The sequence below is a fragment of the Bacteroides timonensis genome (assembly GCF_000513195.1).
Classification (GTDB): domain Bacteria; phylum Bacteroidota; class Bacteroidia; order Bacteroidales; family Bacteroidaceae; genus Bacteroides; species Bacteroides timonensis.
The window spans coordinates 1-22,945 of the sequence record NZ_CBVI010000039.1 but is presented as its reverse complement, the minus strand read 5'-3'; the positions used below and the strand labels follow the sequence as shown (position 1 = coordinate 22,945).

The 22,945-nt window shown below is 40.7% G+C and carries 14 protein-coding genes; 12 read left to right on the top strand and 2 right to left on the bottom strand.

Annotated features, from left to right (window positions below; translation table 11 throughout):
* Nucleotides 1-15: 15 nt before the first annotated feature.
* Complete coding sequence (locus BN161_RS09110) at nt 16-1,341, bottom strand: deoxyguanosinetriphosphate triphosphohydrolase (protein ID WP_044265139.1); 1,326 nt, start codon at nt 1,339-1,341, stop codon at nt 16-18.
* Between the two features lie 202 nt (nt 1,342-1,543).
* Here BN161_RS09110 and dut point away from each other — a divergent pair, with 202 nt between their 5' ends.
* From dut to BN161_RS09055, 11 genes are all read left to right on the top strand, one after another.
* Nucleotides 1,544-1,978 (top strand): dUTP diphosphatase, encoded by a 435-nt coding sequence (dut, locus tag BN161_RS09105; RefSeq protein WP_044265137.1) that lies wholly within the window; start codon nt 1,544-1,546, stop codon nt 1,976-1,978.
* 63 nt (nt 1,979-2,041) lie between these two features.
* Nucleotides 2,042-3,793, top strand: coding sequence for a tetratricopeptide repeat protein (locus BN161_RS09100; protein ID WP_081743665.1), 1,752 nt, complete (start codon nt 2,042-2,044; stop codon nt 3,791-3,793).
* Nucleotides 3,790-4,386: a DUF4292 domain-containing protein gene (locus BN161_RS09095; RefSeq protein ID WP_044265133.1), complete on the top strand. Its 597-nt coding sequence runs from the start codon at nt 3,790-3,792 to the stop codon at nt 4,384-4,386. Before BN161_RS09100 ends, BN161_RS09095 begins: the two co-directional genes overlap by 4 nt.
* Entirely contained in the window at nt 4,383-5,696 is a 1,314-nt protein-coding gene (locus tag BN161_RS09090; protein ID WP_044265131.1) for a murein hydrolase activator EnvC family protein, read from the top strand. The genes BN161_RS09095 and BN161_RS09090 overlap by 4 nt, the downstream gene beginning before the upstream one ends.
* Nucleotides 5,697-5,996: 300 nt before the next feature.
* Nucleotides 5,997-9,248, top strand: coding sequence for a SusC/RagA family TonB-linked outer membrane protein (locus BN161_RS09085; protein WP_007216931.1), 3,252 nt, complete (start codon nt 5,997-5,999; stop codon nt 9,246-9,248).
* A 16-nt stretch (nt 9,249-9,264) separates the two neighbouring features.
* Nucleotides 9,265-10,917: a RagB/SusD family nutrient uptake outer membrane protein gene (locus BN161_RS09080; protein ID WP_044265129.1), complete on the top strand. Its 1,653-nt coding sequence runs from the start codon at nt 9,265-9,267 to the stop codon at nt 10,915-10,917.
* 89 nt (nt 10,918-11,006) lie between these two features.
* Nucleotides 11,007-12,590, top strand: a complete 1,584-nt coding sequence (locus tag BN161_RS09075) for a glycoside hydrolase family 28 protein (protein ID WP_244436450.1) — start codon at nt 11,007-11,009, stop codon at nt 12,588-12,590.
* Between the two features lie 6 nt (nt 12,591-12,596).
* Nucleotides 12,597-13,592, top strand: coding sequence for a pectinesterase family protein (locus BN161_RS09070; RefSeq protein ID WP_044265124.1), 996 nt, complete (start codon nt 12,597-12,599; stop codon nt 13,590-13,592).
* Nucleotides 13,593-13,623: 31 nt separating this feature from the next.
* Nucleotides 13,624-18,009 carry a two-component regulator propeller domain-containing protein gene (locus BN161_RS09065; protein ID WP_044265123.1) on the top strand — a complete coding sequence of 1,462 codons (4,386 nt, stop codon included), beginning with the start codon at nt 13,624-13,626 and terminating at the stop codon, nt 18,007-18,009.
* Nucleotides 18,010-18,100: 91 nt separating this feature from the next.
* The gene (locus BN161_RS09060; protein ID WP_074435109.1) at nt 18,101-19,699 is read left to right on the top strand and encodes a glycoside hydrolase family 28 protein; all 1,599 of its coding nucleotides are present in this window, start codon (nt 18,101-18,103) and stop codon (nt 19,697-19,699) included.
* A gap of 26 nt (nt 19,700-19,725) precedes the next feature.
* Nucleotides 19,726-21,168 carry an arylsulfatase gene (locus BN161_RS09055; RefSeq protein WP_044265121.1) on the top strand — a complete coding sequence of 481 codons (1,443 nt, stop codon included), beginning with the start codon at nt 19,726-19,728 and terminating at the stop codon, nt 21,166-21,168.
* A 464-nt stretch (nt 21,169-21,632) separates the two neighbouring features.
* Here BN161_RS09055 and BN161_RS09050 read toward each other — a convergent pair whose 3' ends face one another.
* A complete protein-coding gene (locus BN161_RS09050; RefSeq protein ID WP_044265120.1) occupies nt 21,633-22,703 on the bottom strand; it encodes a M20 family metallo-hydrolase in 1,071 nt (356 codons plus the stop codon).
* Nucleotides 22,704-22,777: 74 nt separating this feature from the next.
* Here BN161_RS09050 and BN161_RS28555 point away from each other — a divergent pair.
* On the top strand, nt 22,778-22,945 hold a 168-nt coding region (locus BN161_RS28555), incomplete at its 3' end, for a helix-turn-helix domain-containing protein (protein WP_244436456.1).

Here is a 22,945-nt window from a genome sequence, read left to right as displayed (position 1 = left end):
TGCCTGAAGCACAACTTATACTGCCGGCAAACTGTTTCCGTTGATCTTTCTATAGAGATCAAGTGCATAGACGTCTGTCATGCCGGAGATATAATCCAATACCGCCTGTATTCTTTCGTAGAGTACGGGTGCTTTTATATTGTATTGGCCGGATACCCGGTTGATGAGCAACTGTGAATAAGCTTTTTCCGGTGAGCAGACGGCATCGATCATCAGATCGAGCAAAGTACTGATGATACGGAAACCGGCAAGTTCGATGTCCAGTACATCACGCGAGCGATAGATTTTCTTTAACGAAATATCTGCACTGTGCTTATAAGCACCGGCTGGCAATTCGGAAATATGCTTGATGAGGCTTCCTTCAAATTCCCCCTTTAATATCTTTTCCTCATTATTCAGAAAGGCCTGGGTACATTCTTGGATGAGCAGTCCTATGACGCAGGAACGCAGATAGGCAATCTGCTCATTGACATCGCTGACAAGCTTCAGCGTTTTGAGCATATGCGTTTTACGTTCTTCGGTGAAATAGGAAAGAAGTAAATCTTGTGTTTCCTGTGTGGTAAGTATCTTCAGTTTGTGGGCATCTTCAATGTCCATCATCTGATAGCAAATGTCATCTGCCGCCTCTACCAGGTAAACCAACGGATGACGGGCATATTTCAGTGGAGTTTCATTCTGCTTTTTCATACCCAGTTCTTCGGCTATCCGGTGGAAACTATCTTCCTCTGTGGTGAAGAAGCCGAACTTTGATTTCTTACCTGCTAAACTCGATGAAAAGGGGTATTTTACGATGCTGGCCAGGGTGGAATAGGTTAATACGAATCCTCCTTTGCGTCTTCCTTCAAACTGATGGGTAAGCAATCTGAAAGCATTGGCATTTCCTTCGAAGTGTATCAGGTCCTCCCACTGCTCTGCGGACAGTTGTCTTTTTAGAGTCATACCTTTTCCTTCGGAGAAGAAAGTGGAGATGGCTCGTTCTCCGGAGTGACCGAAGGGAGGATTCCCCAAGTCGTGTGCCAGGCAGGCTGCCGATACGATAGAACCAATTTCGGGTAAATACGAATCTTTCAATTCAGGCTGACGGGTAAGAATGGCTTTAGCGACATCATTTCCCAACGAACGGCCTACGCAGGAAACTTCCAGACTATGCGTCAGACGGTTGTGTACGAAGATACTACCCGGCAAGGGAAAAACTTGTGTTTTGTTCTGCAAGCGGCGGAAGGGGGCGGAGAAGACGAGACGGTCATAATCCCGCTGAAATTCCGAACGGTTTTCGTGCCGCTCCTGGTGAAACTCTTCCAGCCCGAAACGTTTGGCAGATATGAGGGTGTTCCAATTCATGGCGATAATTACGAATTATGAATTACAAATTATAAATGGCAAAAGAGGGGGGACATTTGCCCTTTGTTATTATTTAACTGCAAATGTATCACTATTTTGCTTTAAAAGCTGTATTTTCGCCCAATTAAAAAAGAAGAACTGCTATTAAATACTGAAATAGCGGCAGTTCGTAATTTATAATTCGTAATTTGTAATTATTGTCATGAACGTACAAATCATTAATAAATCGAAACATCCGCTTCCGGCTTATGCCACCGAATTGTCCGCAGGAATGGATATCCGTGCTAATCTTTCAGAACCTATTTCTTTAACTCCGATGCAGCGTTGCCTGGTGCCTACAGGATTATATATTGCCCTGCCACCGGGGTTTGAGGCACAAGTGCGCCCTCGCAGTGGTCTTGCTATCAAGAAAGGTATCACCGTACTGAATTCTCCGGGAACGATTGATGCCGATTATCGTGGAGAGGTTTGTATTATCCTTGTAAATCTTTCGTCGGAGACTTTTGTGATAGAAGACGGAGAACGCATTGCGCAGATGGTAATAGCACGCCACGAACAAGCTACATGGCAGGAAGTGGAAGTGCTGGATGATACGGAGCGTGGTGCAGGCGGCTTCGGTCATACGGGAAAGAGTTGAGGAGTTAAAATCAAAGAATTAAAAACTAAAAGGGGCTGAGTTCTACTAACTGACTGAATGAAAATGAAATTTAAAATAGTATCTCTTTTCGTACTGTGTGCGATACTTATATCGTGTGGTACTTCCCGTCAGGGAGGAAAAAAACAGCGGAAAGGAACCAAGGCGCAGGTTGTGCTTACGCCCGAACAACAGCGTAAATACGATTACTTCTTCCTGGAAGCTTCCCGCTTGAAGATGAAAGACGATTATAGTGCTGCCTTTGACTTATTGCAGCATTGTCTGACCATTAATCCGAATGCTTCATCGGCTTTGTACGAGATTTCGCAGTACTATATGTACCTTAAACAAGTTCCGCAAGGACAGGCAGCATTGGAAAAGGCTGTGGAAAATGATCCGGATAATTATTGGTATAGCCAGGGATTGGCCAGCTTATATCAGCAACAGAATGAGATGCAGAAAGTTACGAATCTGCTGGAAAGCATGGCAACCCGTTTCTCGGATAGGATGGATCCTCTGTACAGCTTGTTGGATATATACAACCGTCTGGAAGAGTACGATAACGTGATTACCACCTTGAATCGTTTGGAAGAAAAGATGGGAAAGAACGAGCAACTCAGTATGGAGAAATTCCGTATCTATTTACAGAAGAAGGATAATCAGAGCGCTTTCCGTGAGATAGAGAGTCTGGTGGAAGAGTATCCGATGGATATGCGATATCAGGTGATACTGGGTGATGTCTATATGCAGAACGACAAGAAGGACGAAGCCTATAACATATATAAGAAAGTGCTTGCCACCGAACCGGATAATGCCATGGCAATGTATTCATTGGCTTCTTATTACGAACAAACCGGACAGAAAGAACTCTACGAGCAACAACTGGATACTCTTTTACTAAATAAGAAAGTGCCCTCTGATACAAAGTTGAACGTGATGCGTCAGTTTGTGGTTGAAAATGAACGAGCTGGTAGAGACAGTACCCGCGTAATCAACCTTTTCGACCGTATTATGGAACAAGATCAGGATGATGCACAGATGCCGATGCTTTATGCCCAATATCTTCTTGCTAAGAAAATGAATAAAGAGACAATGCCCGTACTGGAACGAGTGCTGGACATTGATCCGACGAATACGGCTGCCCGCATGACACTTCTCGGTGAAGCAATACGGAAAGAAGATTATAAAGAAGTAATCCGTCTTTGCGAGGCCGGTATCGAGTCTAATCCCGATATGCTGGAGTTCTATTTCTATCTTTCCATAGCCTATAATCAGGCTGACCGCACTGATGATGCACTTGCCATTTGCAAGAAAGGATTGGAAAACATCCCGGAAAAGAGTGATAAAGAATTTGTTTCGAACTTCTATGCCATCATGGGCGATATCTATCATACCAAGAAAATGAATACAGAAGCCTATGCAGCCTATGACTCTGCATTGGTTTACAATTCGGCAAATCTGGGAGCATTGAATAACTATGCCTATTACCTCTCGCTGGAACGCCGTGACTTAGACAAAGCGGAGGAAATGAGTTATAAAACGGTGAAATCCGAACCGAAGAACTCCACTTATCTGGATACCTACGCCTGGATTCTGTTTGAGAAAGGCAACTATGCCGAAGCCCGTCTCTACATAGACGATGCAATAAAGAATGATAAAGACCAAAGTGATACCATTCTTGAACATGGGGGTGATATCTATTATATGACCGGTGATGTGGATGGTGCTTTGAAGTATTGGAAGCAAGCTCAGGAAGTGGGCAGTGAGTCTAAGACATTGAAAAAGAAGATCGAGAAAAAGAAATATATACCCGAATGAGAACGTTACACAGCAAATACAGAACGGTAGGCAGTATTCGTATGCTGCCTCTCTTGCTTCTCCTGACCCTGGTAGTAGGTCTTTCCGGTTGTAAGACTTCCCGGAAAGTGACTTCTTCGTTGGGAGAACCGCGCTTTTTATCTTCTAAAGTACAGTTGACCATTCCTAACAAGGGAGGCACGATTACAGTGAACGGTACCATGAAGCTTGTAAGCGGTGAACGTATGCAGCTTTCCCTTCTGATGCCTATCCTCCGCAGTGAAGTGGCACGATTGGAGATTACTCCCGACGATGTGTTGGTAGTGGACCGTATGGGAAAACGTTATGTACAGGCTACCCGTAAGGAATTGAAAGACGTTTTGCCCAAGAAGGCCGACTTTGCCCATTTGGAGAAGATGCTTTTTGAGGCTGCCAAACCCGGTGGCAAAGCTTCTTTGACAGGTAAGGAGTTGGGGATTCCTTCTTTGGAGAAAGGAAAAATCGTTCTTACCGACTTTTCAGACAAAGAGATATCGCTGACTCCGACTCAGGTGTCTTCCAGATATACTAAGGTTGAATGGACTGAACTTTTAGAGATGCTGGCCAAGTTATGAGACAGTTTCTTTGTATTTTCATAGGTTGTTTCTGTCTGGCTCTGCCACTTTGCGCCCAATCCAACAAGATGATTAAGGAGTTGGAAAGTAAACGGGGTGCTTTGCAAAAACAAATAGCCGAGTCGGAAACACTTCTGAACACTACAAAGAAAGATGTCGGTAGCCAGTTGAATGGTCTTGCCGCCCTTACCGGGCAGATTGAGGAACGAAAACGGTATATTCTCGCCATTAATAATGATATGGAGACTATAGATCGTGAACTTTCCAAACTGGAACGTCAGTTAGTCCGCCTCGAAAATGATCTGAAGGATAAGAAGAAGAAATATGAGTCTTCTGTTCAATATCTGTATAAGAACCGTTCCGTTCAAGACAAACTTTTGTTTATTCTTTCCGCCAAGACATTATCGCAAACTTATCGCCGTTTGCGCTATGTGCGTGAGTATGCCGACTATCAGCGCCTGCAAGGCGAAGAGATCCTGAAGAAACAAGAGCAGGTCAATCAAAAGAAGACGGAACTTCAACAGGTAAAGAAAGCCAAAGCCAGCTTGCTGAAAGAGCGTGAAGTGGAAAAAGAAAAGTTAGAAGACCAGGAGAAGGAGAAGAAAGCCTTGGTTGCCAATTTACAGAAGAAGCAGCGTGGGCTGCAAAATGAGCTGAACAAAAAACGCAAGGAAGCCAATCAACTGAATGCCCGTATCGATCGTCTGATAGCCGAAGAAATAGAGAAAGCCCGTAAACGTGCTGCAGAAGAGGCACGTAAGGAAGCGGCTGCCCGTAAGAAGGCTGCTGCAAAAGAAACGAAACCGGCTACAACTTCTTCTTCCGAAGCGATCACCGCCAAGAAAGCGGCACCTCTCGAAACCTATACAATGGATAAGGCAGACCGGGAATTGTCCGGTAGCTTTGCAAGCAACCGTGGTAAATTGCCAATACCTATTACCGGACCGTATATCATCACCAGCCGCTACGGTCAGTATTCCGTAGAGGGGCTTCGCAATGTGAAACTGGATAATAAAGGGATAGACATTCAAGGTAAGCCCGGTGCACAGGCACGTGCTATCTTTGATGGAAAGGTAGCTGCCGTATTCCAACTGAACGGACTTTTCAACATTCTTATCCGCCATGGAAATTACATTTCCGTTTATTGTAACCTGGCTTCTGCTTCAGTGAAGACGGGGGATACCGTAACTACCCGGCAAGCCCTCGGACAAGTATTCTCGGATGGTGCGGACAATGGGCGCACGGTGCTGCACTTCCAGTTAAGGAAAGAGAAGGAGAAACTGAATCCGGAGCCGTGGCTGAATCGATGATTGTGAAATTCCTTTTGAAAGATTATTGCTTCACTTCACAGGCTCCATCTTGTATCCTTCCTTCTGCAAGAGGGTAGCTAGTCCATTCTTTCCCAGCAAATGTTGCACGTCTATACCGTGAAGGTGGGCTTGCTGCAATACTTGTCGTTGATATATGGCTGTTTTTTCTTTATGATTGTATTTGGATAAATTCTCCTATAAAAATGAAAAAAAATCCAAGTATAAATGGTTGTTATTCGCTATTCTTGCACCCAAAATAAAACGTTTCATCTAAATTTAATAACTATTAAAAACAGCATTATGGATTTTAGAAAGACTACTCAAAGGGTATTTGTACTTTTATTATTAAGTACAATCTGCTCAATTGCTTTTGCGCAGAGCCATCAATTAAAGGGAACGGTTCTTGACAATGCCGGAGAACCAATAATTGGTGCAAATATTTTAATTGTCGGTACAACAAATGGGGTTATTACAGACCTTGAAGGTAATTTCACTTTGCAAGATGTACCTTTAAATGCAAAAATGCAGATTTCTTTTATTGGGTATATTACTCAAGTTGTTACAGTTGGGGAACAATCCTATATCAAAGTTACTTTGAAAGAAGATGCCCAGGCTCTGGAAGAGGTTGTGGTAGTTGGCTATGGTGTACAGAAGAAATCAGATTTAACAGGTGCTATTGGCAGTGTGGATAATACTAAACTGACATCCAAAGGAGCTACTACAGTTATGGAGTCTTTACAGGGGCAAGTTGCAGGGGTGGATATTAGCCAATCATCCAGCCGTGTAGGTGAGAGTTTCAATATTTCCATTCGCGGTAAAAGTACATTAGGAAGTAGTACTCAACCTTTATTTGTAGTAGATGGTATTATTTGTGATGATATTAATTTTCTCAATCCTTCAGATATTGAAAAAATAGACATATTGAAAGACGCCTCTTCCACTGCTATTTATGGTTCGCGTGCTACCAATGGTGTTGTCATTGTTACTACTAAGCAAGCCAAAGCAGGAGAAGACATGAAAGTGTCTGTCACATATGATGGCTATGCTGGATATAAAACTGTTGCGCGGATGCCTGACTTTATGGACCCGATTGAATGGATTAACTACCGTTATATGAGATATGCTACACCTGTTGAGAATGCAGCGATTATTAATGGACGGTTACCTCTTGAAATAACAACAACAAATATGAAAGCTTGTTGGAATAAAAATGCTCCTAAAATGCAAGAGCAGTTTTTGAACCATGATTTTACAGACTGGACTGATCTAATGCTTAAAGATGGTACACAGCAGAATCATTTCATCCAAGTGTCAGGTGCTGGGAAAAAAGTTTCCTATCGTGTAGGTACTGGTTATCAACAAGAGGATGGGGTAATGGGTGATGGACTGAGACGCTATAATCTGAAATTAGCAATTGATGGTAAGATAAATAGGCAATTGGCCATGGGGGCAACAGCTAATCTGGTCGCTTTTGAGTATAATTATGGTTCGAGAAGAGCAGTACAGACATCTTTTCGCTCTAATGGCTTTTGGCTTCCTTACAATACTGCAACTGGAGAACTGAATTATATGCCAGGTAAAGATTTGGTAGCTGGACAAGAGAAAAGTGAGGCGTATCCGGCAGGGTTTACTTCTACAGTTTCGCCTTTAGTTGATGCAATGAATTCTGAGGATAAAACTAAAGGATATCGCGTATTGACAACGATGTATTTGCAATATCAGCCGATAGAAGAAATATTGGTTAAAACAACATTCTCTCCAACAATGTCTACTAAACGAAGAGGAGAATACTATGGTGGGCTTTCTGAAGAACAAGCAGGGACTTACAATGCTAAAGACAATCCTACCGGTGATGCTAAAGCGACTATAACTAAAGATGAATATTTTTCTTATACATGGGATACACAAGTGAATTACATTAAGACATTCGGTGAAAGTCATACTTTGAATGCTATGGCTTTGATGAGTGTTTATAGCACAGAAGCTGAAAAATATGAGTTAACAGGAAATAATGTTACTTCTGAAACTTTGTGGTATAATTTGGGTTCGGCTGCTTCGGGCTATAGCGATGTGAAGAGTTCTTATGGGAAATCGACAATGCTTTCATATGCTTTACGTGTAAATTATGGTTATAAAGGGAAATATCTGGCTACTTTGTCTACTCGTTGGGATGGTTCTTCAAAATTCAAAGAAGGTCATCGCTGGGGAATGTTTCCTTCGGCGGCATTAGCGTGGCGTATTAGTGAAGAGAATTTTGTTAAAAACAGTATGTCGTGGATTAATAATCTGAAATTACGTGTTAGCTATGGTGCTACGGGAAATAATGCTTCTGTAGGAAATTATGAAACTTCATTTCTTGCCAATCAGCTTTATTATTCTGGCTTCGGTAAAGGATTTGGTCCTGGTATTATGAATGAATTATTAAGTTGGGAAACTACCACGGAATTTAATACAGGTCTGGATTTTGCTTTCTTGGGAGGACGAGTTTCTGGTACATTTGATTGGTATACAAAAACATCCAAAGATCTGCTTATGGATATGAAATTATTATTAGAACAAGGTTCCTATAATGGAAGTATGACTGCGAATGTAGGTAAAGTGCGTAATAGCGGAGTGGAATTGATGTTGAAAGGAATATTATTTCAATCAAAGGATTTTTATTGGGATATAACGGCCTCATTCGCTAAGAATAAAAATGAAATTCTTGAACTACAAGGTAAGAAAGAAGACATGCGTGCCGAGCGTTGGTTTATCGGGCAACCCATTGATGTTGCTTATGATTTGAAACAATTGGGAATATGTACTCAAGCAAAAGCGAATGAGTTAGTAACGATTAATGGGGTGACAAAGACCAATTCTGAATGGTATGGCTATTTTGAAGGATGTATGACTTATGAAGACGCAAATAAAGATGGGAAACTGAATGATGATGATCGGCAGATATTGGGGCATGCTTTACCGAAATGGACTGGAAACTTGTCTACCACTTTGTCATATAAGAATTGGGATTTTTCTATGAGTATAAATACGAAGCAAGGGCATTTGTTATATAGTCCTTTTATGGAAGAATTTACAAATTATAGTGACCGTGGACGAACTAAATTGAATATGGATTTTTATATTCCAGAGGGTGCTCCAATATTCAATTATACGTGGGATGGAAAAACAACGACCTCACTTACATCCAATCCTAATATAGTGGCTGACCATACAACCGTAGGCTCTTATCCGTATCCGTTTGATGGGGCAGCTTATAATTATGGCGGTGGAAATGGTTGGTATACTAGTAAGAATAAAGAATTTGAATCTAATAATTATGTGGATGCTTCTTATTGGAAAATTAAAAATATAACAGTTGGATATACTTTTTCTAAAAAACTGATAAAGAAAATAGGTCTTGAGAATTTGCGTATTTACGCTAATATATTAAATCCTTTCACTTTCACAGATTATAAAGGATTTGATCCGGAATGGGCTGATGCTAAAATTTCAGATGGAACAGGAGGACCGAGTTCTGTTACTTATCAATTAGGATTAAATGTTAAATTTTAATAGTAGAAATATGATTATGAAAAAGTTATATACAGTTGTGACAGTCTTTTTATTTGCAATATTAGCTGGATGTTCTGATTTCTTGGAACAGGATAATAAATCGAATGTACCGGGAGCTGATTACTATAACACATCAGCTGGGTTTGAAAGTTTGTGTAATGCTGCTTATGGCTCATTAAGAACTATATATAGTGATGCTCCTTGGCTGTTTGAGGGAGGAACTGATCTTTTTGCAAGTGGACGTACTTCTGTGCAAGTTTGTAACTTGTATGGTCAGAACTATTCAAGTGCCGAAGAAAATGTGACAACATTTTATAAGGAACACTACAAGGCTATTTCTTTAGCGAATGAAGTGATTTATTGGGGAGGTGAAGATGATAGCCGTGCCGAGCGCGTTGCTGAAGCACGTGGCTTACGTGCATTTTATTATTTGAATTTAGTACAGCAGTTCGGTGGAGTTCCTTTAGTGACCACACGTACTACTTCTCCTATTACAAGTGTACAGCGAGAGAGTGCGGAATCTATTTTCCAATTTATTATTGATGAATTGACAGAGTTGGCTTCTTCTTCATCTGTGCTTGCTGAGAAATCAAGCGACGGTCGTTTTACAAAAGTCGCTGCTAAACATTATTTGGCAAAAGCTTATTTATGCAAAGGATACCTCACTCATGATGAGAAAGATTTTAATGCAGCCGTTACATCAGCTAAAAGTGCAGGAGCAGGTGCTCCTTTGACCACTCCATTTACAACTTTGTTCAGTAACCAAGGGGAAAGGAATGAGGAGATTCTATTTTTTATTGATTACAATGTAGCAACTGTAGCTGATGTACAGAAAGATGGAAACAGACAACAAGCTGATTACGGACCTTATTTAAAAGGTGCAGAAGCTGGTCATAAATATACCTCCTCTACATTAACTCCCACATTATGGATGCATGAAGTATTTAATACAAATACGGATAATCCGGCTCAAGATGAACGATATGAAGGAACTTTTATGCTTGAGTTGCGTCAAAGTTATTGGGACTATTATGATGAGAAAAAGAAAAATACGAGTGAAGTGATTTATTATTATTGTCCTTCTTGGGAGATTGCAAACATAGCAAGTTGGCGCTCGGCTCTTGACAGTCGTAAAAATGCAATTATAGTGGAAATGCTTCCGGAAGGAAATAATATTAGCAATGAACAAACTTCTTATCAAGCTAAAATGTCTGCAGATATCTGTGGAGTAGCTCCATTTCGTAAGTTTGATGATATAGAGAATGGAAAACAGTATTTTAAGATTACTTCTTCTATGCGTGACATCTATTTAGCTCGTTTAGCAGAGACAAATCTGATAGCTGCGGAAGCTTATATTAAGTTGAATAAACCGGAAGAAGCGGTCTCTTATATTAATATTGTACGTAATCGTGCTAAAGCAACACCTGCGGTCGCATCTGAGATGAACATTGATTATATTTTGAATGAACGTGCCCGCGAATTGGCTGGGGAGTACCATCGTTGGACAGACCTGACTAGAACGGGGAAATTAGCAGAATATGTGGAAGCGCACAATCCGGATATTCCTGTGGGGAGGATTACCACCAAATTTTATCTGCGCCCTATACCTTTGGCTGCAATAGAATTGAATTTAGCGTTGAAGGGGTATCAAAATGAAGGTTGGGATTAACTTTTAATCGATATAGAATGAAAAATCAGTTATTAATTTTTCTATTTATAATTATGTCCTTTTCAAGTATGAAATTGCAAGCAAAGGATATGAAAGACATTTATCGTGATTTACCGTTTGAAATGCCTGTTATTGAGCGGCCTGTAATCCCTGATTTAAATATCTGCTTAACAGATTTTGGCGGTTCTGGTGATGGAGTGACACTCAATAGTGAAGCTTTTGAGAAAGCCATTCAATATCTTGCTTCAAAGGGAGGGGGACGTTTGATTGTGCCCCAAGGGGTGTGGCTGACCGGACCAATTGAATTGGAAAACAATGTGGAATTACATCTGTCAGACAATTCGATAGTGGTTTTCAGCCAAGACAAGTCTCTCTATCCCATTGTCGAAACCGTGTTTGAGGGGTGTAAGACGTTCCGTTGCAAGCCTCAGCTTTCGGCTGTGAGAAAGAGCAATGTAGCTGTTACTGGCAAGGGAATCATAGATGGTGCAGGTGATATTTGGCGCCTTGGAAAGAAGAATGAAATGCCACCTATGGTATGGAATGAATGTATACAAAGTGGAGGAATACTTAGTGAGGATGGTGAGTTGTGGTATCCTACGGAAAGTTACTATCGCGGTGCCAAAGATGCCATTCAAAACATTGTTCCCTGGGCTAAGACAATGGAGGATTTTGAAAGCGTTCGTGACTTTTTACGACCTGTAATGGTGAATTTCAGAGAATGTGATGGAGTTTTGCTGGAAGGAATTGTGTTCCAAAATTCTCCTTGTTGGAATGTACACCTCTCTCTTAGCCGTGATATTATTGTTCACAATATCGCTGTGCGTTGTCCGTGGTATGCCAAGAATGGTGATGGAATAGATATTGAGTCATGTACCAATTTGCTTCTTACCGACAGTTGGTTTGATGTAGGTGATGATGCTATCTGTATTAAAAGTGGCAAAGATGAAGAGGGACGTCGTCGTGGTATACCGGCTTCTAATATTATTGTGGACAACTGCGTTTGCTATCATGGACATGGAGGCTTTGTTGTGGGCAGCGAGATGAGTGGAGGAGTAAAGAACATTGCCGTATCCAATTGTCGCTTTTCGGGTACGGATGTAGGCCTGAGATTCAAGAGTAAACGTGGACGTGGAGGTGTTGTAGAGAACATTTACATTAAAAATATCATGATGAATGATATCGTTTCGGAAGCTTTACTATTTGACTTGTTCTATGGGAAACGGGTGAGCGTGAAACTACCGGAACAAGACGAGGACATGATTGCTTTTGATGCAGATGAGACTACGCCACAATTCAAGGATATATATATATCGCAGGTAACCTGTCACGGAGCAAAACGGGCAATGCTTTTCAACGGACTGCCGGAGATGAATGTCCGGAATGTATTTATAGAAGATTGTCACATATACGCTGACGAAGGTGCAAAGATACACGAAACTACCAATGTAAACCTGCGTAATGTGATGGTTACTCCAAAAAGTGGTCCGGCATTGATGCTCAATAATGTGAAAGATTTAACTGTTATAGGTTTTCAATGTCACCGGATAGATGGGAACGCTTTGATAGTAACGGGCAGTCGCAATCGGTTGATTTCAGTTTCTTCTTCTTGTATATCGGAGAGAAACGCTTTTGTTTCAAATAAGGCGGAAGGGAGCGTTGTATATAAATAAGCTAAGATGAAAATATTTGTATATTTTTTTCTCGTTATTTTATCAGTAACGGATATTACAGCGAATGCAGGCGATTCACTTTATCAGGCAGATTTTGTCGTATCTGCTGATGGAAGTGGTAATTTTAAAACTTTAAGTGAGGCAATAGTGGCTGTTCCTGATTTTTGCGACCGTGAAACAGTTGTATTTTTAGAGGAAGGAATATATCAAGAGAAAGTTAATATACCTTCGTCAAAGAAAAATCTCAGGATTATTGGTAGGCCGGGAGGGCAAACGGTCATCACTTGGCATGATTCTGCCAGATTACCAGGAAAAACCGGAGTGCGCATTGGCACTCCGGGAACGGCAACTATCATTAATGCTGCTGATTCTTTTGTTGCAGAAAACATTACGATTGAGAATTCGTCGGAACCTGCTGTAGGGCAAGCGGTAGCATTACTTTGTATGGGTGATAGGCAACGTTACATAAATTGCCATATAAAAGGCAATCATGATACGTTGTTCCTATATGGTATCGGAAATCTGAAAGAAGATGAATTATGTAGTCGAAACAAGTGCTATTTGTTTGTAAACTGTCTGATTGAAGGAACCACGGACTTCATTTTCGGAAGTGCGACAGCTTATTTTAAAGAATGCACTATTTTGAGTAAAAAGAACTCTTATATAACAGCTGCATCGACTTGTAAAGGACAACAATATGGATTTATTTTTGATAGCTGTTCCTTGATTGCAGCGAAGAATGTAGATCATGTTTTTCTGGGTCGCCCTTGGAGAATCCATGCTCAAACTGTCTTTTTAAATTGTTTTTTGGGTACTCATATATGTCCGGAAGGTTGGTCAGATTGGAAGAAAGCTATCGTACAGAGCGGAACTGCATTTTATGCCGAATATAATAATAAGGGACCTGGGGCTGGAACTGGTAAAAGAGTAGTATGGAGTCGGCAACTCACATCGGAAGAAATTGAAAAATATAAGCTGAAGGCTGTGTGGGGAGAAGAATAGTTTTATATTTGTTCCAATAAACCCTTTATTTATGAGGAAATTTCTACATATATTGTTTTTCTGCATTTGGATATCTCCAATGACGATATCAGCACAATCTTTACGAGGTACTTTTTCAACGTACACATCGTTAGATGGACTCGTGCATAATAACATTTTAGATATTTATACCGATTCAAGAGGTTTTGTCTGGATATGTACTTGGAATGGGATAAGCCGTTTTGACGGTTACCATTTTAAAAATTATTGCAATGATCCGGATAATCTTCCGGTACAGCATAATCGTTTCACTCAGGTCATGGAGGATGCGAACGGGCATTTATGGTTTCAGACTTACGATGGGCACCTCTATCGCTTTAATCGTTTTACAGAACAATTCGAGAGTATAGATCAACTTGTAGATCAACTTGCTGGGAAATCTTATCGTATAGGAAAAGTCTTATTTTGCCATAAAACAGGGACTGTATGGGTTGAGTTTCAAGATAATGGCGTGGTATGTTTCTCTGGTTCCAAAAACAGCTCCCCTCTGACGGCTCATAGTTTTATTGGAAATAGACAGATAGATTCCGCTGTTTCTTTTATGTGTGAAACAGTTGATGGTGCTGTTTGGCTGGTTTGCGATAGGGGGAGGCGTGTGATAACTATAACACCCGATTTTCAGATTGAGATGCGTATTAAAAGTGATGAACCGATTATTGCAGCAGCCGTTGTAGGTGAAGGAATTGCTTTCGCTACAAAATATCACTTGATTTCTCGGTTTTTGAAAGGCTACTCTCTACTTTGCTATGATGATATCAAAATAGATGGCATAACGACTCTGGCTAGTGCAGCAGATGGAAGTGAACTATATATCGGTACTTCCTTCAGTGGGGTTAAAGTGCTGAAGAAAAAGATGAATGCTTTGGAAGATAAAATGCCGTCAGGTATTGTGCCACAGCATATATGCCACATGACAGTTGATTCTCACAATACTGTGTGGATAACCGATTTGTGCCCGGGTATTACACGCTTTGATCCCTCAAGATGTGATTATAAACACTTCAGTCAAGAGTTGAATACTGTTGATTATTTTTCCGATACATTGAGCGTAGTACAAGAATGTAATGATGTTGTATGGATAAAAATGAAACAAGCAGGTTTTGGCTATTATAACCGGGAGAAAGACTTGGTAGAACCTTTCTTTAATGTACCTTCAACCGATTTCAGAATGACAAATGGAGTTACCGCTTTCGAAATAGATGATGATAATGTCATGTGGCTTTCGCCATATTATGAAAAAGGATTAGTGAAAATTGTTATAGAAGATGCCCGGTCGGATATTTTCCAACTTTCAAGTGGACAGGACACAAATTATCCAGATAATATACGCGCTCTCCAATTGGATAGAGATAGTAATCTATGGGTCGGAACAAAGAATGGTAGATTATATTGTTATGATAGTCAATACAATTTAAAACATCTCTATTCTCATTCTGATAATGGAAATCCATTAGGCAAGATATATGCTATTTTTGAGGATTCACTTCGAAATATTTGGGTTGGGACTAAAGGAAATGGGTTGTGGCGTCTTACCCCTGACGGGAAGGAATATAAATTTAATCATTATCTTCATGTAGAAGGAGATATTGGGTCACTTTCTGATAATCATGTTTATGCTATTGACCAGGATTGTTTTGGCAGAATATGGATTGCGACTTTTGAAGGAGGAATAAATCTGTTGTCTGATATCGACTCTGATCGCTTTATAAATATTTATAATAATTTTCCCAATTATCCTAGGGGAGAGGGCAAGCGAGTCAGATATATACTTAGTGATACATTAGATAGAATGTTTATAGCTACGACTGAGGGATTGATGATATGTAATCCTTCAGAATCACCCGAAGAAATGCAATTTACTGTATGTAGACGCTATCCGGGCAGTAAGAATTCTATTGGAGGAAATGATGTCATACATATATTGAAAGATTCCTCCGGACAGATATGGCTATCAACTTATGGAGGAGGATTAAGTTTAATAAAAGGATATTCCGACAATGAGGTACCCATATTTGTGAATTATACGACAGTTAATGGCTTGCTTGACAATATCGTGTTGGCTGCAGCCGAAGATAGTGACAAGAATATTTGGATTTCGACCGAGAAAGGAATCATGCGTTTTGAACCTCAGCAGAAAATATTCACTGATTATTCTCTATGGAGCAACTCTACTCCGATATCTTATAATGAAGCATCCGTTGCCACTGACGCTAAAGGCACTATCCTTTTTGGAGGGCTAAATAAACTACAGATGATAAATACTCATAAAGTGCAGTTCTCTCAATATGAATATCGTCTGTCATTCACGGATCTGGAAATACAGGATCAGAAGATCGCAAATCCTTTTTGGGAGACTGATATAACAAAGAATGAGATAGAATTACCATATAATTATTTACTCTTCCGGGTAGAGTTTGCATCACTTAATTTCCGATTGCAAGACAAAGTAAATTATATGTATTATTTGGAAGGGTATGATAATACTTGGACTATTTCGCGAAAAGTAAACAGTGCCTATTATTCAAAAGTTCCTCATGGGCATTATACTTTTCATGTCAAAGCTTTTGTTGGCAATGAGTTGATGAACAGTCCGGAGATTACGATGAAGATTCACATTGCTACTCCTCCATGGCTCAGCTGGTATGCTTATTGTATATATAGTATTCTGTTTTTAGCTGTATTATGGCTTGTAATGCGCACACTTTATATAATGACAAAGCTTCGTGCAGAAACAAGGATGGAACAACACATGTCGGAAATGAAGATAAGATTCTTTACTAATATTTCACATGAATTGCGCACTCCTTTGACCCTTATTATTGGAGGATTGGAGGATTTGCAAAAACGGGAAACATTGTCAAAAAGAGGACAAGACAGTTTAGGAATGTCATACAAGAATTCCAAACGGATGCTATCTTTAATAAACCAATTACTCGACTTCCGTAAAATAGTTAAAGACAAATTGGAACTTAAAGTACAGAATGCTGATATTATACCCATAGCTCAGAATGTACTTAAAGACTTCAGGGATATGGCTGATGAACGAAAAATCACTCTCTTATTGACAGTTTCTCATAGTTGTATTATGTTATGGATTGATACGGAGCGAATGGAGAGTGTGTTATACAATTTACTTTCCAATGCTTTTAAATTTACTCCGGATAATGGGAGGGTTTCTCTGTCTATAACATGTAAGGAGGCAGAAGATGAAAAGGACTGTGTTTATATATCTGTAGATGATTCCGGAGTGGGAATCTCCAAAGAACACCAGAAACAGATATTTGCCCGTTTCTCACAATTTCGGAAAGCGATAAGGAGAGATATACATGGAAGTGGAATAGGCTTAGCTTTGTGTCGGGAGATTGTGGAATTACATCATGGTACCATTAATGTGGAAAGTACGGTGGGAAAAGGCAGTACCTTCACAATAAAACTCTTGCAGGGTAATCAACATTTCAGTATGGAGCAGATTGATTTTGATACTGTAGCGGATGAAAATAATTATTCGGTGTCGACTGACATGAAAAATATATCAGCGACTTATTCAGAACAGGCTCTTCCAAAGGATGCGCCAACAATTTTGCTTGTTGACGATAATGCAGAGATACGTAAATTTATCTTTAATAACTTGATGGAGAGTTATAGAGTGATTGAAGCTGTGGATGGGGTGGATGCATTGGACAAAATCGCTGTCCATCAGCCGGACGTTATTGTGACAGATTTAATCATGCCACGGATGGATGGAATCGAATTGGTGGATAAGCTTCGCCATAACTTTGAGACCAGTCATGTTCCTATTATTATGCTTACGGCAAAACAAACTTCGGAAGATAAATTTAAAGCTATAAAGTATGGGGCAGATAGCTATATTACCAAACCATTTAGTGTGGAATTTTTGCTGGTTTGCATAGACAATCTCCTTACACGGCGCAGATTGCTTTTTGAACATTTCTCATCTCAGTCTGCCAATCATCGCATTGAAGAGTTTGTGTCACAGGAGGATGTGGTGGTGACCAATCGTGATCAAGAGTTCATGAAGGAACTTATGGAATGGATAGATACTAATATACATGATACGGAATTGACGGTCAATGATCTGGCTGTTCATCTCAAGTTGGGAAGAACTACTATGTATAATAAAATAAAATCTTTGACCGGCAAATCTCCTATAGAGCTTATCAAAGAGTATCGTGTGATAAAAGCCGAATTGCTTATCAGAACCGGACAGTTCTCCATATCAGAAGTTGCCTATCAGTTGGGATTCTCAGATCCGGGTTATTTTAGTCGTTGTTTCAAGGAACAATATAAGGTGTCGCCCAAGGAATATATTCAACTGCATAAATTCAAGAATAAAGAAGATGAAATAAATAGTATTTGATAAAAAGTGAATGATAACTGATGATTTTTACAAATCTCCACTTTATAGATTGCTTACTTTTGTAACATCAAATTTTAAAAGAATACGTAATATGAGAAAGCTAGTTAAACTTATTATGCTTGTGTTCGTAATATTGTTTGTTGTTTTTCCCTGTAAAGCGGAAGGATACGGTAAATACTATCAAGGTTTGCCTTTTGATATTCCAAAAGCGGTTACTCCTGCCATTCCTGAACTGGAAGTTTCTCTGGCTGAGTATGGTGGTATCGGTAATGGCATGACATTGAATACTCAGGCATTTGCGGCGGCTATAGCAGACTTGTCGGAACGTGGCGGAGGGCATTTAATTGTTCCGGAGGGGATATGGCTTACTGGTCCTATCGTTTTGAAAAGTAATATCGACTTGCATGTTTTGAAAAATGCAATTGTTTTATTTACACCTGATAAAACGCAATATCCTTTATTATCACCGGATGAGGGCACTTCTGGAAGCCGTTGCCAATCTCCTATCAGTGCTTATCATGAAAGTAATTTTTCAATTACCGGTGAAGGTGTATTTGATGGTAACGGAGAATTATGGCGTCCGGTCAAGCGTTTTAAGGTTAGCAATGCAGAATGGAATAGTTTTATAAAAACAGGTGGGACTGTACAACAGGATGGAGCAATATGGTATCCTGAAACATCATCTGAGAAGTTAGCCAAGAAACGTCCACGTATGGTACGCTTTGTCCGTTGCGAGAGAGTACTGTTGCAAGGTGTCGTGTTCCAGAATTCTCCGAGTTTTCATGTAAACTTTATTTTAAGCGATAATATTGTGGTTGATGGAATTATGGTTCGTTGTCCCTGGAATGCTCAGAATGGTGATGGCATTGATTTGAGTTCATGTACAAATGCACTGATAGTGAATTGTGCGGTAGACGCGGGAGATGACGCCATCTGTCTGAAAAGTGGAATTGGTGATGTGGGACGTAGGAGAGGACCTTGTGCCAACATTGTTATAGATAATTGTACCGTGTTTCATGGGCATGGCGGATTTGTCATCGGAAGTGATACGGGAGGCGGTATCGACAGGGTCTCTGTGAGGAACTGCCGTTTCATTGATACTGATACTGGACTTCGATTCAAAAGCAAGCGAGGTCGTGGTGGAGTTGTGTCTAATGTATACGTAGACAATATCATGATGAATGATATAGCGAACTATGCTATTTGGTTTGACTCTTACTATCAAGAGAAAACTCCTGAACCGGATGGTATTCCGGAAGGAGGTGAAATGACTGATGTTCCCTTTATGCCGGTAACTGATGACACTCCGTGTTTCCAAGACATACATATTTCAAACATCACATGCCGTGATGCTGGTAGGGCGATGTTTCTCAATGGCCTTCCGGAAATGAATGTAAGTAATGTATCTCTTACTGACTGTATGATACATTCTGTTACCGGAGCGCAGGTTGATGAAACATGTGGATTACGGATGGAAAATATACATTTGGATGTTGCGGAAGGGCCGGTACTTTCATTCAATAACTCAAAAGACATTGAGGTCAAAGATTTAGTTTATGCCGGAAACGGAGAGCAAAAAGTTCGGGTGTCCGGTAGCCGTAACCGGAATATTAAGATAAAGGGAGGAAAGCTTTGCATCGACGATGTATTATTTACTCCGAAAGCTAAAAAGGCAATAACGATAGATTGATAAATTTAATACTAAATTGATTTCAGATGGAAAAACAAAAATTATTTAGCATCTCTTGTGGAATCGCAGGAGCTATGGTTGCTTGTAGCTGTGCGCAGCAGCCGGAAGCGGAATGGAAACAAAGTCCCAATGTCATTTATATTTTGGCAGACGACCTTGGTATAGGTGATATTTCACCGTATGGGCAGAATTTAATAAAGACTCCTAATTTGCAACGGATGTCTGATGAAGGTATGCGGTTTACGCAGTGCTATTCCGGTACTTCCGTTTCGGCGCCTTCGCGTGCATCACTGATGACAGGGCAACATACGGGACATACATATATTCGCGGCAACATGCGTATGGATCCTGAAGGACAAGTAGCAATGCCTGCCGGTACATATACTATTGCAGAACTGTTCCATGAGGCTGGCTATGCAACCGGATGTTTTGGAAAATGGGGCTTGGGATATCCGGGTTCCGAATCAGATCCGACCAAAGTGGGCTTCGATGAGTTCTTGGGGTATAATTGCCAAACATTGGCTCATGATTATTATCCCGATCATCTGTGGGACGGTACAAAACGTGTAGAATTTCCCGAGAATTACAATCAGGCTGAGGGTACGTATTCAGCGGATTTAATCCATAATCGGGCTTTACAGTATATTCGCAGCCATGCGGGAGAAAAATTCTTTGCCTATTTATCATATACTCTTCCCCATGCAGAGTTGGTTTTGCCGAAAGATTCGGTATATCAATCTTATTGTAATCTCATTCCGGCAAAAGATGATGAGGCTTGGGCAGAGCAAAACCCGAACCGCCGGGGAGCTTATGGTGCGGCAGAACGTCCTTTGGCTGCATTTGCTTCAATGGTAACTCGTCTGGACAAATATGTGGGTGAGATAATGGAACTGTTAGCTGAATTGGGAATTGATGATAACACTATTGTCGTATTTACTTCTGATAATGGACCTCATAGAGAAGGCGGGGCAAACCCTGATTATTTTAAAAGTTACGGACCTTATCGCGGAGTGAAGCGTGATCTTTATGAGGGAGGCATTCGTATGCCGATGATTATCCGTTGCCCGAATCATATCGAGGGTGGAGTTACGAATAACCATATTATGGCTTTCTGGGATATGATGCCAACTTTTGCCGAGTTAACAGGCACTACACGTGATATTCAAACTGACGGCATTTCGTTCTTGCCGACTTTGTTAGGAAAAGGTAAGCAGAAGGAACACGAATATCTTTATTGGGAGTTTCATGAAAAAGGAGGTAGACAAGCTCTACGTTATGGCAATTGGAAAGGCGTGCGACTGTTTGTTGGTTGTCCGGAGAAAACAACATTTGAACTTTATGACTTATCCAAGGATGTACATGAGGATAATAATGTTGCAGGGCAATATCCGGAGATGGCAAAGAAAATAGAAACATTGATGCAAGGTGCGCGTACAGAATCTGAATTGTTTGATTTTAGTCGTATGTAAGTCATGGTATTGATGACACTGTGTCTTGCCGAACAAGCAAGCACGGGCTCTGCAAGTCCAGCAAGACGACTGTCAACAGAATCAGAACAACTCTGTGAGAGGTGTCCACTATATCAGCATGACTCAGGAAGAAGTGACTACTGAAACAGTACAATAATCTAAAGAACCGTCTACTGATATCGTTTATAAACAGAAAAAGCGTCTAGCTAAATCAGGAAAAGACATTACCTTGTAGCATAACTTCCGTTACTCTACAAGGTAACTCTTTTTACCCCACACGGTAACTCTGTTTACATGCCGAGGTAAAGGTCGTTACAATAGGAGGTAAAGAGCTTTACGATAAGTGGTAAAGGTTGTTACATGCGGCGGTAAATGCTTTTACATTATTTGGTAAATAGTCGGTAAATGCAATGCGTTGATTATTAGTAAACTAATAAAACTGTTAGTATGCAGTGGATTAAAGACTATAAAGTGGTTCCATCCAGTAGTTCCAGATATAACCCTATCGCTTCTTCTATTTCCTGAATGAAGATAAACTCATCTGCCGTATGGGAACGGCTGCTCTTTCCCGGTCCCATTTTCAGAGAAGGGAATGACATCAGTGCCTGGTCGGAGAGGGTAGGAGAACCAAAAGGAACGCGCCCCATTGCCACGGCACGCTGTACTATCGGATGTTGTTCTTCTACGTGGGAAGAACTTAAGCGGAACGAACGTGCTTTGGCTTCGCAAGAAATATGTTTTTGTATTTCGGTAAATAGTTCCTGATTGCTATAACATTCGTTACTGCGGATATCTACCACAAAAGTGCAGCGGTCGGGAATGACATTGTGCTGTGTACCTGCATTTATTTGTGTTACACTCATCTTTACAGGTCCTAACAGTGGAGAGACTTTTTCAAAGCGATAGTCGCGAAACCAGGCGATATCTTCCAATACCTTATATATGGCATTATCTCCTTCGTTTCGTGCGGCATGTCCGGCTTTGCCGTAAGCGGTTACATCCAGCACCATTAATCCTTTTTCTGCAATGGCGGGCTGCATCTCGGTAGGTTCGCCTACAATGGCAAAGTGGATCGGGGGAAGTTCCGGTAATACACACTCGATGCCACCTTTTCCGGAAACTTCTTCTTCACAAGAAGCAAGAAAAATGAGATTGTACTTCTGTGTGGTGCGGCAAAGATGCAGAAAGGCTTGCGATAGGCTGACAACGCTTGCACCGGCATCATTACTACCTAATCCATATAATTTCCCGTTACTTTCCATGGTGGGTGTAAACGGATCTTTCCGCCAGCCGTTTACGGCTTTCACGGTATCAATGTGTGAGTTCAGCAACAGGGTGGGCTTATTCAAATCGAACATTGGACTGAGGCACCACACGTTGTTGCCTTTCCGGCCGGTGGTCATGCCTTGCAGTTCGATGTAATTCTGCAGATAATCTGCCGCTTTTTCTTCGTCACGGCTAAGAGAAGGGATAGCAATCAGAGACTTAAGAACTCCGGTTGCTTCAGAAACCATTGTGGGTATATCGTAAGTCATATCTCAATCAGTTAAATTGTTGGGATGCAAACTTACGGATAAATCCTGAAATTTAAGGTCGTATTTGCAGGATTTTGCAGCAGAACACCGGACTGAAATTTCCTCAATACATCAACAAGCTGAAGCTGGAATATGCCGCCAAACTTCTGCAGGAACAGCCGGATTATTCTGTGGATGCCATTGCCAAAATGTGCGGCATCGACTCGCGCCAACATTTCCACCGACTTTTTTCCGAATATTTA

Coding starts and splice junctions, on each gene's coding strand:
- BN161_RS09110 (WP_044265139.1), bottom strand. CDS start 1,341: ATGAATTGGAACACCCTCATATCTGCCAAACGTTTCGGGCTGGAAGAG.
- dut (WP_044265137.1), top strand. CDS start 1,544: ATGAACGTACAAATCATTAATAAATCGAAACATCCGCTTCCGGCTTAT.
- BN161_RS09100 (WP_081743665.1), top strand. CDS start 2,042: ATGAAATTTAAAATAGTATCTCTTTTCGTACTGTGTGCGATACTTATA.
- BN161_RS09095 (WP_044265133.1), top strand. CDS start 3,790: ATGAGAACGTTACACAGCAAATACAGAACGGTAGGCAGTATTCGTATG.
- BN161_RS09090 (WP_044265131.1), top strand. CDS start 4,383: ATGAGACAGTTTCTTTGTATTTTCATAGGTTGTTTCTGTCTGGCTCTG.
- BN161_RS09085 (WP_007216931.1), top strand. CDS start 5,997: ATGGATTTTAGAAAGACTACTCAAAGGGTATTTGTACTTTTATTATTA.
- BN161_RS09080 (WP_044265129.1), top strand. CDS start 9,265: ATGAAAAAGTTATATACAGTTGTGACAGTCTTTTTATTTGCAATATTA.
- BN161_RS09075 (WP_244436450.1), top strand. CDS start 11,007: ATGAAAGACATTTATCGTGATTTACCGTTTGAAATGCCTGTTATTGAG.
- BN161_RS09070 (WP_044265124.1), top strand. CDS start 12,597: ATGAAAATATTTGTATATTTTTTTCTCGTTATTTTATCAGTAACGGAT.
- BN161_RS09065 (WP_044265123.1), top strand. CDS start 13,624: ATGAGGAAATTTCTACATATATTGTTTTTCTGCATTTGGATATCTCCA.
- BN161_RS09060 (WP_074435109.1), top strand. CDS start 18,101: ATGAGAAAGCTAGTTAAACTTATTATGCTTGTGTTCGTAATATTGTTT.
- BN161_RS09055 (WP_044265121.1), top strand. CDS start 19,726: ATGGAAAAACAAAAATTATTTAGCATCTCTTGTGGAATCGCAGGAGCT.
- BN161_RS09050 (WP_044265120.1), bottom strand. CDS start 22,703: ATGACTTACGATATACCCACAATGGTTTCTGAAGCAACCGGAGTTCTT.